Source organism: Natronomonas sp., from assembly GCF_047616845.1.
GTDB lineage: Archaea > Halobacteriota > Halobacteria > Halobacteriales > Haloarculaceae > Natronomonas.
Genome location: NZ_JBLGBY010000054.1, coordinates 1 through 15,088, shown reverse-complemented (window position 1 = coordinate 15,088; position 15,088 = coordinate 1). Strand labels below are relative to the sequence as shown.

At 62.5% G+C, this 15,088-nt stretch carries 15 protein-coding genes; 10 read left to right on the top strand and 5 right to left on the bottom strand.

Annotated features, from left to right (window positions below):
* Positions 1-54: 54 nt before the first annotated feature.
* From ACI8UR_RS10500 to ACI8UR_RS10490, 3 genes are read right to left on the bottom strand one after another with little or no spacing between them, the layout of a single operon-like run.
* A complete protein-coding gene (locus ACI8UR_RS10500; RefSeq protein ID WP_411714973.1) occupies positions 55-642 on the bottom strand; it encodes an MBL fold metallo-hydrolase in 588 nt (195 codons plus the stop codon).
* A 45-nt stretch (positions 643-687) separates the two neighbouring features.
* Positions 688-1,950 (bottom strand): MFS transporter, encoded by a 1,263-nt coding sequence (locus ACI8UR_RS10495; RefSeq protein WP_411714972.1) that lies wholly within the window; start codon positions 1,948-1,950, stop codon positions 688-690.
* 46 nt (positions 1,951-1,996) lie between these two features.
* A complete protein-coding gene (locus ACI8UR_RS10490) occupies positions 1,997-2,176 on the bottom strand; it encodes a hypothetical protein (RefSeq protein WP_411714971.1) in 180 nt (59 codons plus the stop codon).
* Positions 2,177-2,338: 162 nt separating this feature from the next.
* Between ACI8UR_RS10490 and ACI8UR_RS10485 the strand changes: the two genes are divergently transcribed.
* The 9 genes from ACI8UR_RS10485 (at position 2,339) to ACI8UR_RS10445 (ending at position 12,508) form a co-directional block, all read left to right on the top strand.
* Positions 2,339-2,827 (top strand): Lrp/AsnC family transcriptional regulator, encoded by a 489-nt coding sequence (locus ACI8UR_RS10485; protein ID WP_411714970.1) that lies wholly within the window; start codon positions 2,339-2,341, stop codon positions 2,825-2,827.
* The gene (locus tag ACI8UR_RS10480) at positions 2,824-3,966 is read left to right on the top strand and encodes a pyridoxal phosphate-dependent aminotransferase (RefSeq protein ID WP_411714969.1); all 1,143 of its coding nucleotides are present in this window, start codon (positions 2,824-2,826) and stop codon (positions 3,964-3,966) included. The genes ACI8UR_RS10485 and ACI8UR_RS10480 overlap by 4 nt, the downstream gene beginning before the upstream one ends.
* Positions 3,967-4,082: 116 nt before the next feature.
* Positions 4,083-6,620, top strand: coding sequence for an ATPase, T2SS/T4P/T4SS family (locus tag ACI8UR_RS10475; RefSeq protein ID WP_411714968.1), 2,538 nt, complete (start codon positions 4,083-4,085; stop codon positions 6,618-6,620).
* On the top strand, positions 6,617-8,632 hold the full coding sequence (locus ACI8UR_RS10470; RefSeq protein ID WP_411714967.1) for a type II secretion system F family protein: 2,016 nt from the start codon (positions 6,617-6,619) through the stop codon (positions 8,630-8,632). Before ACI8UR_RS10475 ends, ACI8UR_RS10470 begins: the two co-directional genes overlap by 4 nt.
* A gap of 66 nt (positions 8,633-8,698) precedes the next feature.
* Positions 8,699-9,199: a hypothetical protein gene (locus ACI8UR_RS10465; RefSeq protein ID WP_415087843.1), complete on the top strand. Its 501-nt coding sequence runs from the start codon at positions 8,699-8,701 to the stop codon at positions 9,197-9,199.
* A 1-nt stretch (position 9,200) separates the two neighbouring features.
* Complete coding sequence (locus ACI8UR_RS10460; RefSeq protein ID WP_411714965.1) at positions 9,201-9,785, top strand: hypothetical protein; 585 nt, start codon at positions 9,201-9,203, stop codon at positions 9,783-9,785.
* Positions 9,773-11,305 carry a hypothetical protein gene (locus ACI8UR_RS10455; protein ID WP_415087842.1) on the top strand — a complete coding sequence of 511 codons (1,533 nt, stop codon included), beginning with the start codon at positions 9,773-9,775 and terminating at the stop codon, positions 11,303-11,305. The genes ACI8UR_RS10460 and ACI8UR_RS10455 overlap by 13 nt, the downstream gene beginning before the upstream one ends.
* On the top strand, positions 11,302-11,760 hold the full coding sequence (locus tag ACI8UR_RS10450) for a hypothetical protein (RefSeq protein ID WP_411714963.1): 459 nt from the start codon (positions 11,302-11,304) through the stop codon (positions 11,758-11,760). The genes ACI8UR_RS10455 and ACI8UR_RS10450 overlap by 4 nt, the downstream gene beginning before the upstream one ends.
* Positions 11,753-12,508: a hypothetical protein gene (locus tag ACI8UR_RS10445; RefSeq protein ID WP_411714962.1), complete on the top strand. Its 756-nt coding sequence runs from the start codon at positions 11,753-11,755 to the stop codon at positions 12,506-12,508. Before ACI8UR_RS10450 ends, ACI8UR_RS10445 begins: the two co-directional genes overlap by 8 nt.
* Here ACI8UR_RS10445 and ACI8UR_RS10440 read toward each other — a convergent pair whose 3' ends face one another.
* Positions 12,509-13,882 (bottom strand): hypothetical protein, encoded by a 1,374-nt coding sequence (locus ACI8UR_RS10440; RefSeq protein WP_411714961.1) that lies wholly within the window; start codon positions 13,880-13,882, stop codon positions 12,509-12,511.
* Between the two features lie 451 nt (positions 13,883-14,333).
* Between ACI8UR_RS10440 and ACI8UR_RS10435 the strand changes: the two genes are divergently transcribed.
* Positions 14,334-14,564: a hypothetical protein gene (locus ACI8UR_RS10435; protein WP_411714960.1), complete on the top strand. Its 231-nt coding sequence runs from the start codon at positions 14,334-14,336 to the stop codon at positions 14,562-14,564.
* Here ACI8UR_RS10435 and ACI8UR_RS10430 read toward each other — a convergent pair.
* Entirely contained in the window at positions 14,561-14,764 is a 204-nt protein-coding gene (locus tag ACI8UR_RS10430; protein WP_411714959.1) for a hypothetical protein, read from the bottom strand. The two genes, ACI8UR_RS10435 and ACI8UR_RS10430, sit on opposite strands and share 4 nt — an antisense overlap.
* Between the last annotated feature and the right edge of the window lie 324 nt (positions 14,765-15,088).

Here is a 15,088-nt window from a genome sequence, read left to right as displayed (position 1 = left end):
TATTGTGGGGAGTGTGATTCTCCTTCTCTAACTGTTTTTTGAGATAGTTTGAATTCAGAAACCAGTCTTCGCAGCCTGCAACGCGAGTTCGACGTGGTTTTTCGGGTGCGACTCGACCGCCGGGCCGTGGCCGACGTACATGCCAGCCAGGTCGTCATCGACAGTTTCGTAGACGTACTCGATGCTTTCGATGAGTTTGCTACGGTCGCCCTCCTCGAGGTCGGTGCGGCCGAAGCCGCCGTTGGCGAAGATCAGGTCACCAGCGAAAAGCGTGCCAGCGTCCCGCGAGTAAAAGCAGAGATGGTCGTTCTTGTGGCCGGGCGTATACAGCGCCTCGTACTCGGCATCGCCGATGGCGAGCGTGTCGCCGTCTGCGAGTTCGTAGTCGACGAGACTGGCGTCGGCGTCGTAGCCCCACACATCGACATCGAAGCGCTCGATGACGGAGCGAGCGTTGCCGATATGATCGGGGTGGGTGTGAGTGAGCACGAGCGCGTCGAGGTCATCGACAGCGCCCTCGATGCGTTCGACGGCGTCGAAGTCGTTGCCGGCGTCCACGAGGACGGTGCGCTCGCCCTCGACGAGAAAGACGTTGCTCGTAAACGAGCGGACGCCCTGTGCGATGTTGCGAACCGTGGTCATGCCGTGTCGTTACCAGCGGGCGCGTTTGTGCTTTTCCACACGGCGCTACACGCCGTCTCGGCGCGCGGCACGGGCGACGAACACCGAGAGGCCGAACGCCACACCGGCCATCGCGGCGACGCCGAGGAACGCGGGGCCGACGCCGGCGGTTTCGATGACGTAGCCGAACATCGGAGGCGCAACGGCACCGCCCGCGGAGATGCCGACGGTCATCAGCGCGAAGTTCTTGCCGACGGAGCCGCGTTCGGAGGCGAGGTCGGTCAGCGTCGACCGCGCCGGCCGTGAGAGGTCGATGGTGGCGGCGAGCAGCAACACCAGACCAGCAGCCGCGAACACGGACAGGAGCGCGGTCGAAAGCAGCGCAGCGAGAACGACGAGCGAGCCGTAGCCGGCGAACAACACTGGGAACGGCCCGATTTCGTCGGCGAGATAGCCGCCGCCGAGGAGAACGACGGCGCCGACGATGAGCATCGCGCCCGCGACGAGGCTTGCGGTGCCGGGGGCGAGTCCATAGCCGGCATCGAGCAGCGTGGCGGCGTACGACCGGATGCCCCACGCTGCGACGCTGTTGACGAACCAGAGTGCCGTGAGAAGGAGGATGAGCGGCGCGCCCGCCAGCGACCGGAAGTAGTCGACGAACCGAGCGGCGAACGAGCGTAGGCGACCAGTCGGAGCGACCTCGGACGTGTCGGCGGCCTCGGAATCCTCGTTACGGGCCTCGGCACCAGCACGGGCGATGGAGCGTGGAATGTACCGGATAGCGAGGACAGTCGCGACGGTGTAGAGGAAGCCGAGTGCGGCGATGACGCCGAAGGCTGCTCGCCAGCCGTAACCGAGTGCGACGGCGGCCGAGACGGCGGCGAACGGCACCGCGAGGCCGAGCGCGCCCGCGAAACCGTGGACGCTGTAGGCCCGAGAGCGGTAGGCCTCGGGCGCGGCCGCCGAGATGAGTGGGTAATGGGCGGGATGGTGGCCGGCGACACCGAGGCCGATGACAGCGGCGGCGACGACGAGCGCCTCGTAGTTGGGCGCGACGGCGGCCAGCGCAGCGCCGACGGTACCGACCGAGAGGCAGCCGACGAGGACGGCCGTGTGGCTGTACGTATCTGAGATGTGGCCGAGCGGGAGCTGGCCGGCGGTGACGACGGCGCTGATGACGCCGAGGGCCAGCCCCAGCGCGCTGAGTGAGACGCCGAATTCGGCTCTGAGAAGGGGAAACGCAGGCGCGAAAAGCAGCATGTAGGCGTGGTTGACGACGTGGGAGCCGGAAACGAGGCCGACAACGAGGGGCGCGTGCTGTCGCGACACGCGCTAACCTGTTACGGCGGAAAGGAAAGCCGTTCGATTTGAGGCGTTAGTCCGCGCGGACGGGAACGCGTTCGGGGTCCGTGGTCGGGGACGGAGTGGTTCCAGTACGGGCAACGGCGCGGCGAAGGCGGGCTGGGGAGACGCCGGCCTGCTTGGCCGCCGTCTCGACGTCCAGCGTGCCGCCCTGATACAGTGTCATCGCCGTCCGAAGCGCGTGCTGCTTCATACCTACCCAAGTGTGCCTACGGGTAATAAGAGTATTGAGAGATAATATGCCAACCCATGACCTTATATGCCGAACAGCATGAAAGAACATTATATTAGGCAACAGTGTGAGCGGGTGCCGATGCCTCGCAACGCTTTAGTCCGCCCTGCCGTCCTATTCCGTATGAACGAGCGCGAAGAACTCCTCGAACTACTGTGTGAGAACGCGCGCCACTCCACGGCCGACCTCGCACGGCTGACCGGACTGACCACCGAGGAAATCGAAGATACAATCGCCGAACTGGAATCCGAGGGCGTCATCCAGGGTTACACAGCCATCGTCGACTGGGACGCCGTCGGTGACGAGCGCGTCCAGGCACACGTCGAGTGCAACGTCACGCTCGACCGCGAGACGGGCTACGTCGACGTCGCCGAACGGCTCGCCGGCTTTCCCGAGGTACAGGGCCTACGGCTCGTCTCGGGCGATTACGACTTCGCGCTGGAAGTCGAGGGCGACTCGATGCGTGAAGTGTCCCGATTCATCAGCGACAAGGTCGCGCCCCTCCCCGAAATCACGCAGACGGTGACCCACTACATCATGGAGACGTACAAGCAGGGCGGCCATCGCTTCGACGACGACGGCGGCGACGACCGTCTGTCGGTCACGCCATGACGCTGCGGCCATCCGACCGCGTCGCCGAAGTGCCGCCCTCCGGCATCCGCCGGTTCTTCGAGCTCGCCGAAGAGATGGACGACGTCATCTCCCTGGGCGTCGGCGAACCCGACTTCTCGGCGCCGTGGGCCGCCCGCGAGGCCGCAATCGCCTCCCTGGAGCGCGGCCAGACCTCCTACACCGCCAACCGCGGCATGCGTGAACTCCGGGAAGAGATTGCCCGCGACGCCGAGCGGTGGAACCTCGATTACGACCCCGATGAGGAGGTACTCGTCACCGCCGGCGCGAGCGAAGCCATCGACGTCGCGTTCCGCGCCTTGGTCAACCCCGGCGACACCGTCGCCGTCGCCCAGCCGTGTTACGTCTCCTACGAGCCCGGCGTCACGTTCGCCGGCGGCGAGGTGCTCGACGTGCCGACCCGCGTCGAGGACGAGTTCAAGCTCACGCCCGAGGTGCTCGAGGAAGCCGGCGCCGACGAGGCCGACCTGCTGGTCTACTGTTTCCCGAACAATCCCACGGGCGCGACGATGAACCGCTCGGAACTGTTCGAGGTCGCGCAGTTCTGCCTGGAACACGACGTGGCCGTCCTCTCGGACGAGATTTACGCCGACCTCACCTACGAGGGTGAACACGTCTCCATCGGGGAGTTCGACGGGATGCGCGAACGAACCGTCGTCTTCAACGGCTTCTCGAAAGCCTACGCGATGACGGGGCTTCGGCTCGGCTACGCCCTGGCACCGAGCGAGGTCATCACGGCGATGAACCGCATCCATCAGTACACGATGCTGTCGGCGCCGACCACCGCCCAGTACGCCGCCATCGAGGCTCTCCGGAACTGCCGGGAGGAGGTCGACGAGATGCGCGCCCAGTACAACCGTCGCCGGAACTTCGTCCTCTCGCGGTTCGAGGAGATGGGCATCGACTGTTTCGAGGCGACCGGTGCGTTCTACGTCTTCCCGGAGTGTCCCGGCGGTGACGCCGAGGCCTTCGCCGAGGAACTGCTTGAAGCCGAGGGCGTCGCGATGGTGCCCGGCACCGCCTTCGGCGCTGGCGCGGAGGGCCATCTCCGTGTCTCGTATGCGACCGGCCTCGACGATCTGAAGGAAGCGATGAACCGCCTCGAACGGTTCATATCGTAGCGAACACCACGAGACAGCGCTCGCCAGATTTTTCGGGGAAGGCGGCGCGATACGACCAGAATCACCGATTGAGTGTGGCACAAGCCTTTTTCGCAGAGGTGCCGTAATCTTTGGTAATGGCTATCGATGACGCCGATGGTGGAGAGGCTGGTACTGGGGGGCCAGTTGTCGACGCCGTAGAGACAGAGCCGGAATCCGAAGCCGAGGAAACGGAACCGGAGCCCGAAGCCGAGGAAACGGAGGCAAAAGAGGAGGTAACCCGTGCCGTCGGCGAGTACGACTGGGAGGATTTCAAAGCGGAGTACTACTACGACGGGAACGGAGACGCACCAGAGGGCTCGGAGTTCGAGCCAAAGGAGTATCTCGGCTTCGACCCCGATGCCATCGGGGACGTCGTCGGCAACGCGGGACTCGGTGCCACCCAGCTAACTGGAGTGGCGAACGAGCGAACCGTTCGCGTCAACCCCGAACTCGACGAGGACGCCTTCTTCACGACCCCCGAAGGCGACACGACGGTCGTCAACCGGTACGACCTGGAGAAATCCGTTCCCCAGGAGAAGAAACACCACTTCCGGGAGGTCGACCGCTACTGGGTGAACGAACCGTACGCCTTCGTCATCATCTTCCATTCCGAGAAGGAAAACGAGAAGAAGTACTACCTCATCGAGCCGCATCTCACCCCCATCGAAGACGACCTCCGTGAGTTCCTCGCGGCCAAGCTCAAAACCGCAATCAAATACTCCAGCGACGACGTCATCGTCGAGGGAGACGAGGAAGCCCGCGCGGGCGTCATCGAACGCGAGACACACGAACTGCTCGAACGATACGACCTCTATGAGGAGGGCGCCCGTCCGGAGGGCGAAAGCCTCGTCGACAGCGTCAAGGGCCTCGTTGGCCTCGCCGACGAGGAGGAGGAGGAGGAAATAGACCGTGACGTGACGACGCGACTGCAGGGCGTCGAGGCCCGGCCAGAGCCGGCCATCATCGAGGAGGATTCGGAGACGCTCAGCGAGTACCAAATCGAGAAGCTTCTCTATCTGCTTCGACGCGACTTCATCGGTTTCGAGCGCATCGACGGCATCAAACACGACATCAACGTCGAGGACATCTCCTGTGACGGCTATAACTCGCCGGTGTTCGTCTACCACGGCGACTACGAGCAGATCATCACGAACGTCTACCACGGCGAGGACGAACTCGACGAGTTCGTCGTCAAGATGGCCCAACGCTCCGGGAAAGGTATCTCGAAGCGAAGCCCACAGGTCGACGCGACGCTGCCCGATGGCTCCCGGTCACAGCTCACGCTCGGCAAGGAGGTGTCCGACCACGGGACGAACTACACCATCCGTCAGTTCAAGGACGTCCCGTTCACGCCGATCGACCTCATCAACTGGAGCACGTTCTCCCTGAGCGAGATGGCCTTTTTGTGGCTCTGTATCGAGAACCACAAATCGCTCATCTTCGCCGGGGGTACGGCATCCGGGAAGACGACATCACTGAACGCCGTCTCGCTTTTCATCCCGAGTAAGGCAAAAATCGTCTCCATCGAGGACACCCGTGAGGTCGAACTGCCACAGCGGAACTGGATCGCGAGCGTCACCCGGCCGTCCTTCAGCGACGGCGACAAGGGTGATGTCGACGAGTTCGACCTGCTGGAGGCCGCACTCCGACAGCGGCCGGAGTACATCGTCATGGGTGAGATCCGTGGTGAGGAGGGGCGGACGCTGTTCCAGGTCATGTCGACCGGGCACACCACGCTGACGACGTTCCACGCCGACTCCGTCGGCGAGGTCATCAAGCGGTTCACAACCGACCCCATCAACGTCTCGAAGACGATGTTCACGGCGCTCGACCTCGTGTCCATCCAGACGTCGACGCGGGTGCAGGGCAACAAGGTGCGCCGAAACAAGTCACTGACCGAGATCAACCACTACGACCCCGAGAACGACGAGATCAACGTTCAGGACGTCTATCAGTGGCAAGCGGAGACCGACGAGTTCCTCCAGATGGGCGATTCGAACACGCTCGATGAGATCATGTTCGACCGCGGGTGGTCGCGCGACCACCTCGAAGAGGAGATATTCATGCGCGAGATCGTTCTCGCCTACCTCATCGAGAACGACCTTAACACGTACACGCAGGTGGCGGCGTCGCTACAGGCGTTCATCAACGACCCGGACACCATCCTGACGCTCATCGCGAACGACGACCTCGAGCGGTCGCTCGAAGACCTCCGGGAGATGGAGTCCGTCAAGATCGATATCGATCCCGACAAGGAGGCGATGGTGCCGCGGCCGTCGGCGGACGAGGAGATGCTCGAAGAGACAAGCAGCATCCTCGAGGACGCCGAGGGGATGCTCGAAGAGTACCGCGGAGAGACCGCCCAGGAGGGCATCGCCGGCGTCCTCGAGATGGACGAAGCCGACGATATCGAACTCGACGAGGACGGCGACGAGTCGGACGCAGAGGACGAGGGCGGTGACGCGTTCAGTTACGGTGGGTTCGCGTTCGAAAGCGATGACGAATCCAGCAGCGGCGAGGCGACGGCGGACGGTGGTATCGAGGGGGACACCGACGCGGATATCGAAGGGTTCGAGCCAGCGACCTCCGAGGAGCAGGGCTCGGACACCGATGAGGGCGAGGATAGGCCATGAGTTTCGGGTCGGCCGGGTCGACAGGTGGGTCAAACACGCTCGCAGATCTGTTCTATCCGCTGTATCGGCGGCTGTTCGACGAGAACAGCAACTTCGTGGCCGACCTCGAACGCAAGCTCGCCGAGTCGCGGGTGCCCGATACGGTCGAGATATACCTCTCGAAGGCGCTCGCAATCGGCGTGCTCACCGGCCTCAGTCTGTGGCTCATCGGCACGTTTCTGGGATGGGCCATCGTCACGTTCCTCATCACGGAGCCGCCGACGCTGCTCGGGCTCCCGCTTTCGGAGCCGTACCTCTCCCTCGTCAATTCGCTGAAAATACCGTTCATCGTCATCTTCTCGGGGCTGTTCTTCGGCTCTATCGGCTTCGGCGCCGGGTTCGGCGGGATGGTCGCGAAACCGTATCTCAACTCCAGCGGCCGGAAGCGTGAGATCAACGTCCTCCTGTCCGACTCGGTGTCGTTCATGTACGCGCTGTCCGTCGGGGGGCTGAACCAACTCGAAATCCTCCAGGCGATGGCGAAAGCCGACGACACGTACGGTGAGGTGGCAAAGGAGTTCCAGTCTATCGTCCTCGAAACCGAGTACTTCGACACGGACTACCGGACGGCAATCCGGAACCAGGCGATGCAGACGCCTTCCGAGGAGCTGAGCCAGTTCCTGACGGACATGCTCTCTATTGTCAACTCCGGCGGTGACATGGAGCAGTTCCTCGAAGAGCAGAAGGAAAAGCACATGCGAACCTCGAAGCAGGAACAGGAGATGGTGCTCGAGACGCTCGAGCTGTTCGGCGAGATGTACATGACCCTCTCGCTGTTTCCCCTCCTGCTTATCATCATTCTCGTCATCATGTCGATGCTCGGCGAGGCCCAGGACATGCTCCTGTACGGGACGGTGTACGGACTGATTCCGCTCATCGGGGTCGGGTTCCTCATCCTCGTTTCGACGGTCGTCCAGGACGAGGTCGGCGACGGCTACCTCCGCCCGGAGGGCGAGCAGGTGTTCGACGAATCCGAGGGCATCTTCGACCTCGGATTGGCGGGAGACTACGCGGGCGGCTTCGCCATCTTCGACCGCGTGAAGTCCCGGGAGGGGACGTTCGAGATGCTGAACGTCCTGAAGCAGCCGCACCTGTTCTTCCGTGACCACCCGCTTGCCGTGCTCGGCATCACGCTTCCGCTGTCGCTTCTGCTCGTGGCCCTCTCTGTGCTGGCCGGTGTCGTGCCGTTGACCTTCGAGGGCATGGTCGCCGACCCGGTTATGGGTACCTTCTTCCTGGTGTACGTGCCGCTGTACGTCAATCTCGGCCCGCTGACGATCTTCCACGAGTGGAACATCCGCTCCCGAAGCGCCATCACGAACAATCTCTCCGATAACCTCCGGAAGCTCTCGAGTGCCAACGACACCGGCATGACGCTGCTGGAGTCGCTGAAGGTCGTCGCCGACACCTCCTCGGGGCGGCTCTCGGATGAGTTCCAGACCATGTACGCGAAGGTGAACTACGGGACGAGCCTGAAGACGGCCCTCTTGGAGTTCAACAACAAGTATCACGTCCCACGACTTGCCCGAACGGTCAAACTCATCACGAAAGCCCAGGAGGCGTCCAGCCAGATTACACAGGTGCTGTCGACGGCTGCACAGGCCTCCGAGAACCAAGACGATATCGAGCGCGACCGGAAGTCCCGCACCCGGATGCAGATGGTCATCATCATCATGACCTACGTCACGCTTTTGGGCGTGATGGCGCTCCTGAAAGTGGAGTTCCTCGAAACGATGGCCGGGTTGACCCAGCAGGCCGCCGAAGCCGAATCCGGCGGTGGGGGCGGCGGCGGACAGTTCGGCGGTGGGCTGGATATCGATATGCTCACCATGCTGTTCTTCCACGCCGTCACGCTGCAGGGTATCATCTCGGGGTTCATCGCCGGCTACATCCGTGACGTGAGCGTCATGGCCGGCCTGAAGTTCGTCGTCGTCCTGCCGACGCTCGCGCTCATCGTCTTCATGCTCATCTAACCACCTCTCATGAAAACAACCGATCCAACGCCAAGGGGGCAAACGACGCTCGATTTCGCCATAGCGATGGGTGTGTTCCTCCTGACAATCGCCTTCGTGTTCACATTCATCCCCTCTCTGACCGCCCCGTTCATCGACGGGAATCAAGAACAGACGGCTGTCGCAGACCGCGTTGCGAGCCATCTCGTCGAGGGGTCACTCGCCGACCCGAACGACCCCTACGTGTTGAACGTCACGTGCACGACCGCGTTCTTCGCCGACAACACCGCGCCGGCCGGATGCAGCTACGACGTCGACGGCTTCCAGAATCGGATCGGCGTCAGCAACAGGGCGGACGTCAACGTCACGCTCGCGCGCGTGGACGCCGCCACTCGCGACAAGACACTGCTGTGTGATACCGGCGATGGAACGGTCGTCAAGGCGGATTCGGCCGACTGCGACCCGAGCAACGACGGCGTCGTGTACCAAATCGGCGACGAACCCTCGGACAGAGAGTCCGTGACGGTCGCCCGTCGGGTCGTCACTATCGACGGACAGGACGCAACGCTGCTGGTGAAGGTGTGGTAATATGATAGGAAACGAACATGGACAGGCGTACACGCTCGAGGCGTTCATCGCATCGCTGCTTTTGATCTCGAGTCTCACGTTCGCGCTGCAAGTAACCGCTGTGACGCCGCTGTCGGCGAGTACGGCGAACCAGCACATCGAGAACCAACAGCGCTCCTCGGCGGCCGGCGCGCTCGTCTCCGCCGACCAACAGAACGTACTGAAGCCCGCCGTTCTCTACTGGAACGACACCGAAGGACAGTTCCACAACCCGGAGCGGGGTGAGTACTACACGAACACCTATCCGGACAACGGGTTCGGTGACATCCTCAATCGCTCCTTCGCGGGGCGAGGGCTGGCGGTGAACGTCCTCGTCCACACGGAGGGGAACAGCCGACCCCAGCGGATGGTGTACAACGGCCAGCCGAGCGACAACGCCGCCTCGGCGAGTCGGACGGTGACCATCTACGACGGCGACTGGCTCCGGGATGAGAACAACACCCGGAGCAAGCGCGTCTCCAACGCGTCATTCTACGCTGACGACGAACACGGCAACAGCCTCGTGTACAACGTGGTTCGAGTCGAGGTGACAGTATGGCGGATGTGACATCCGACATCGACCGCGGGCAGATAATCATCGTCGCCGGCCTGCTGCTGGCGGTGGTGTTCGTCGGGCTCGCGCTCATCGTCAACAGCGCCATCTTCGCGGAGAACCTCGCGACGCGGGACACCGGTGCGGAGAACAGCGAGCCACTGCAGCAGCGGGAGCTGCTGGAGAGTCGGCTCGGCCGGACTGTCGACCGGACGAACGCGAACATCGAGACGACGTCCGGGTCGACGTTACAGGCCGAACTCGAGAAAGCACTCGCGAATCAAAGCTCCACGTACATAGAAGCTGGCGCAAAGCGGGGGCAGATTGTCGATGTCAGTACGAACTCGCCGACCGAGGGCGCGCGGCTCAGACAGACCAACGAGAGCCGTAATTTCTCGTCGGCTGAGGGGGCGACGAACTGGACGCTGACCAACGGGATTCCGGAGGGCGGGCAGTTCGCCATGAACATGCAGAAAGGGAGCCTCTTCCAGGCGGCGCTCGACACGACGATGGCGCTTCTTGGCGATTCGGCGTTCGCAATCGAGTTCGAGACCGGAAGCGGCGTCTGGCGCATCTACATCTTCCGTGGGGCGGCGACCGAAAGCGTCTACGCCGTCGTCGAGACGGATGACCAGGAGTTCCAGGCCAGTGGCTTGGAGACCCGGACGAACCCGGATCACATCGTCGACGGCTGGCTCAATCAGTCGTGTGCGCTGCAGGGCGATACCGTCTCGATGCGCCTCGGCGAAGAGCAGTTCGGCGGCGCTAACTGCGAGGAGTTCTCCTTCTACAACGAAATCGAGGCCCACAACGTCAGCTTCGCGAACGTAAAAACCGATGGCATCGACCGCGGGACGGGAACGTACGACATCCTCGTGGGAACGACGAACTACAACACGAGCGCCTTCGAGCCGGTCGGCAACGGCCAGCCGTTCTACCAGGCTGCGATGTACTCGTTCAACTACACCTACACCTACCGGTCGGACGGGACGACGTACACAGTCCCGAACCGGACGGTCAAACCACAGGAGGCCGACTCCGGCGGGATACTGTGGGAGCACCCGCGCGTCGAATCGTTCAACGTGACTGGCAGTACCGCCAACAGCCCTAATGACACCTTCGACGTCGAGTGGCAGGTTTCCCACCCGAATGCCCGGCTCGACCGCGTCGAGCTCGAGCTGGTCGAGGTGTCCGTCGAAAAGACGGAATCGGAGGTCGAAAACGAGGTCGACAGAGCGACCGACGACCCAGCGTTCGAGGAACTCCTCGGAGCCCTCGGATTCAACACCTACTTCAACGACTACGAGGATACGATAAACAACACACGAGGATTCCCCATCAACCTGAACCGTGTCGTCGACAACAAAACCGTCTCGGTAAGCGGGGCCTCTGGCACCGGGGCGAACACCCTGAGCCACGACGGACTCGGGACGGATTATCGCCTCCAGATTACGGTCATCGACGAGAGCGGCCGTGCCACCACGGCCGTCAAAGCCTGTGAGGCAGGCAGCACTGATTGTGAGGTGGTCGGATGACGTTCGGTGACGACCGAGCCGTTTCGCCGGTGTTCGGCTACGCGCTGACGCTGTCGATTTCGACGATACTGGTCGGTGGACTCCTCATCACCGCAGGCGGATACGTCGACAGCCAGCGCTCGACGACCGCCGAAAGCGAGCTGCGCGTCCTCGGCCAGCAGGTCTCTGCGGATATCTCCTCGGCCGACCGGCTTGTCCGAACCGACGATGTCGGCACCGTCAGCGTCGGCCGCTCGTTACCGTCGCAAGTCGTCGGCTCGACGTATCAGATACACGTTCGTGACTCCGGCGGCCCGACGAGCCCGTATCTGGAACTGACAGCCCAGAACCCCGATGTGAGCGTCGTCGTCGGCATCACATCGAAAACTTCTGTCGCGATTACGTCGGCAGCCGGCGGCGACATCGAAGTCGTCTACGACGCCGCGGCAAACGAAGTGGTGTTGCAGAATGACTGACCGCGCCGTAACCGAAATCGTCGGGTTCATCCTCGTGTTCTCGCTCGTGTTGGGGACTGTCAGTATCGTCTACGTCGGCGGGTTCGCGGAGCTGCAGGACACCCGCGACTTCGAAAAGGTTCAGAACGCAGAGCGGGCGTTCGACGTGCTGTCGACCAACCTTCGGGGCGTCGCCCAAGGTGACGCACCGAGTCGAGCGACCGAAATCAAACTCTCGGATGCGTCCCTGCGGACGGGTGAGCCCACGTTCATCACGATCAACACGACGGGGATGAACAGCTCCGCGGCTGCCACCCGGCCGATAACGTATCAACCGAGCGACTCCGATTCGACCGTCATCTACGAAGCCGGGTCGGTGATTCGGGCCGATGGCGACAGCGCCCAGATGGTGAGCCGCCCGGACTTCGTGTTCGGCCCGAACCAGACGGTCATCCGGGTTATCGAGCTCCGGGGCGGCAAACAGTCGGTCGGCGGTGACACGACGACACTCGTTCGTTCGGAGCGCCGATTCCAGGAGATCCGCCACCAACACCAAAACGAGTCACAGCAGATCAACGTGACCATCCGGGTCGAACCGGCGTCCGGTCACGCCGAGGCATGGCGCCGGTACCTCGACGACGCACTCACCGCGGCGTACGATACTCCGACGCACGACTGTTCGATTCAGGGCTCGGAAGTCGTCTGTACCGACGTCATGACCAACTCGATGTACTTTGCAGCGACCGGCATCGACATCGAGTTGGTGTAGTCACTCGAACTCGACTTCGATTTCGTTCTCGGTGACATGGAGGAACGTAACGACGCGGCCGTCACCCTCGTACTCGAGCGTCCCCGAGGAGGTGTCACTGAGGTAGGCTGCGTTCCCCTCGTCTATCTGCATGTCCATGTCGCCCATTTCATCGAAGTAATGCTGGATGAGCGTCCCGAGCGGGGCGGGGTTCGAGGCGTCGTACGTCGTGCCGTTGATGACGGTTGCGTTTCCTTCAGCCTGCATGTCGACGCTGTCGTTGAGCAGGTCGACCTCGAAATAGAGGTTCTCGCCGTTTTCATCACACCCGATTGTGAACGCTGTCTCGTTGGCCCACACTTGGTCGACCGTGCTGTTCGAGTAGCTCACTTCCCCGCGGATGGGGTCGCCGCATTTCGCCGAACTGACGGGCTCGAAGTGGATGGAGAGGTTCTGGTTACCCTTCGTGGCGCTCATTGTCCAGTCGAGACGGTTGAACGAGGAACTCCCCGTGTCGGACGCCTCCATGCGGAGGACGAACTCGGTCAAGTCCTCGACGCCACGAATCGCGATTTCGCCCTCACCGGAGATGTCAAAATTCCCCTGGGTACCGAGTGCGACGATCTGGGCGGTGACGTTGCCGTCATCGCAGTCGTCGACGGTGCCCTCGGTGCGTGTCACGAAGTACGACCGCCAGGCCTCACAGTATTCGCTTTCGATCTCGACGGTCATGTTACCCTCAGTGACGGGGTTCTGGTAGTGTCGGTCGGCGTCGGAGTCATACTGGTTGGAACGGGCCGTCGTCTCTCCCCGGAGGTCGGGGTAGATGGGCTTGGAGCTCGTCTGCCGCGTGACGCGAGCCGTCTTGGAGCCGCTGGCGGAGTCGGACCCGCGGACGCGCACGATGGGGAGGGTGAGCGTCGCCCGGCGGTTGTGCAACTCCGGCGGGGAGACCATCGTCGGACTCCCGTTTTCGTCCTTCCGCCAGACGCCACCGCCCTGATATGCGAGCGTCGCCGTCTCGGTCTCGTAAATGACGGCCCCGAGGTTGGCCTCGTAGATGTCCTCGTTCGTGCCGGAGCCGTTCCAGTCTTCGTGGTATAGACGAATCGTCCCAGCAGTCTCGTTGACTCGGTAGGTACCACCGGATTGTCCCATCTGCACTCGCTGGGATCCAGAGTCACCGAGTGCGACCTGGGCGGCTCGCGAGTCGAACTGCGTCATGGCCTGTTCGGCCTGGCCAGCCTGGGACTCCCGTTGGCCGTCCTCAATGGCGACGCTGCCGATGACGACGATACTGGACGCGACGGCCAGCGTGATTCCCAACACGAGCACGATGCCGATAGTGGACGACTGTGCTCGGTTGGGGAGTTGCTGGCGCCACGTTCCACTCATGACCCAATCAGAGCGTTCCACCGCAATAAGCGACGTGGCCACCTCAGTTACTGTGGCGGGCGGGCGGAGCGTCACCTTCAGACCGGTCTTGAGAAGATTGGCAGGTGCGAACTGAATCGCACGTTTACAACAATAAGTAATTATTTGCGGCATTTAGCTGTCTGTATCGTGGTTTATTGATGAGATGACCTGTTTATCTAAAGAATTAATATGTTATAAGGTCTAATTACAAATTAAAAGCAATGGTTACGTACGCTGGATATGCTACGGCATAACACGATGAGCGACAAACAGACCCTCAAAGAGATCAGCCACACACCGCCCGCCGGCGAGTCCGTCTCTAACGTCTGGGAACGCGGTACCGACGACGCCGAGTGAACGGACTACTTCCTCGGAGGATGCGGCCCATTTCCTCCGCGAGATTGATTAGGAACGCCCCATAGAGTGAGGTATGGACATCGATACGGAGGAACTCCTCGCATCGTTGACACCACGACAGGAGAACCCGGCCCTCAAGTCCTATCAGAACACCGTCTCGGTCGCCTGTCCGGCCTGTGAGGAACCGTTCGACGACCTCGTCGTCTGTAAACAGAACCCAACCAGCCTGAACCTCTCGAAGCAGCTCGACCTCTGTGTCGGGGTCGAGGACGGCCAGGCGTTCATTTTCACGCACAAGCCCTAGGGCTCGGCAACGTCGTCGGCCCACGGCCCGACGCCGAACAGCGAGCCCACGCCCCACCCGACAAGAAGCGGCGTGACCATGAGGAGGCCGATGAGGCCGACGTACCGCGCCGGCGGCGCCTGAATCGCGAGATAGATTAGGTAGGCCGTGCCGACAAGCGGCCACAGCGTTCGCCCCAGCGACCGCGCCTGCTCGAACATACCGACGAATGCGCCGCGACGGCAAAGAGGGTGTCGCGCTCGACCCGAAGGCTTTTACAAGCAACTCGACCACGTGTAACCGGTTTCCGGCCGACGGCACATCCCTGTCCCGTCGTCACGGCGGAAACCGGGCAGACACGACCGGCGCCTTCGGCGGCGGTCGTGTGCTTTCTGAACAGCCACACAGACCGGATCAGAGACGACAGCGACCGTCGCGTCGTTGGCCTCGGCCACCGTCGACGCGAGGTCGGCAACACTGAGGCGGAGTGAGAACTTAGCCGCTCATCGACAACCAGGAAGCCATTTTTTGGCCTCGCCGGGATT

What these genes read in the sequence shown, in the direction of transcription:
- ACI8UR_RS10450 (WP_411714963.1), top strand. Translation starts at nt 11,302, where the DNA reads ATGACGTTCGGTGACGACCGAGCCGTTTCGCCGGTGTTCGGCTACGCG.
- ACI8UR_RS10475 (WP_411714968.1), top strand. Translation starts at nt 4,083, where the DNA reads ATGGCTATCGATGACGCCGATGGTGGAGAGGCTGGTACTGGGGGGCCA.
- ACI8UR_RS10500 (WP_411714973.1), bottom strand. Translation starts at nt 642, where the DNA reads ATGACCACGGTTCGCAACATCGCACAGGGCGTCCGCTCGTTTACGAGC.
- ACI8UR_RS10470 (WP_411714967.1), top strand. Translation starts at nt 6,617, where the DNA reads ATGAGTTTCGGGTCGGCCGGGTCGACAGGTGGGTCAAACACGCTCGCA.
- ACI8UR_RS10485 (WP_411714970.1), top strand. Translation starts at nt 2,339, where the DNA reads ATGAACGAGCGCGAAGAACTCCTCGAACTACTGTGTGAGAACGCGCGC.
- ACI8UR_RS10455 (WP_415087842.1), top strand. Translation starts at nt 9,773, where the DNA reads ATGGCGGATGTGACATCCGACATCGACCGCGGGCAGATAATCATCGTC.
- ACI8UR_RS10440 (WP_411714961.1), bottom strand. Translation starts at nt 13,882, where the DNA reads ATGAGTGGAACGTGGCGCCAGCAACTCCCCAACCGAGCACAGTCGTCC.
- ACI8UR_RS10480 (WP_411714969.1), top strand. Translation starts at nt 2,824, where the DNA reads ATGACGCTGCGGCCATCCGACCGCGTCGCCGAAGTGCCGCCCTCCGGC.
- ACI8UR_RS10435 (WP_411714960.1), top strand. Translation starts at nt 14,334, where the DNA reads ATGGACATCGATACGGAGGAACTCCTCGCATCGTTGACACCACGACAG.
- ACI8UR_RS10460 (WP_411714965.1), top strand. Translation starts at nt 9,201, where the DNA reads ATGATAGGAAACGAACATGGACAGGCGTACACGCTCGAGGCGTTCATC.
- ACI8UR_RS10445 (WP_411714962.1), top strand. Translation starts at nt 11,753, where the DNA reads ATGACTGACCGCGCCGTAACCGAAATCGTCGGGTTCATCCTCGTGTTC.
- ACI8UR_RS10465 (WP_415087843.1), top strand. Translation starts at nt 8,699, where the DNA reads ATGGGTGTGTTCCTCCTGACAATCGCCTTCGTGTTCACATTCATCCCC.
- ACI8UR_RS10430 (WP_411714959.1), bottom strand. Translation starts at nt 14,764, where the DNA reads ATGTTCGAGCAGGCGCGGTCGCTGGGGCGAACGCTGTGGCCGCTTGTC.
- ACI8UR_RS10490 (WP_411714971.1), bottom strand. Translation starts at nt 2,176, where the DNA reads ATGAAGCAGCACGCGCTTCGGACGGCGATGACACTGTATCAGGGCGGC.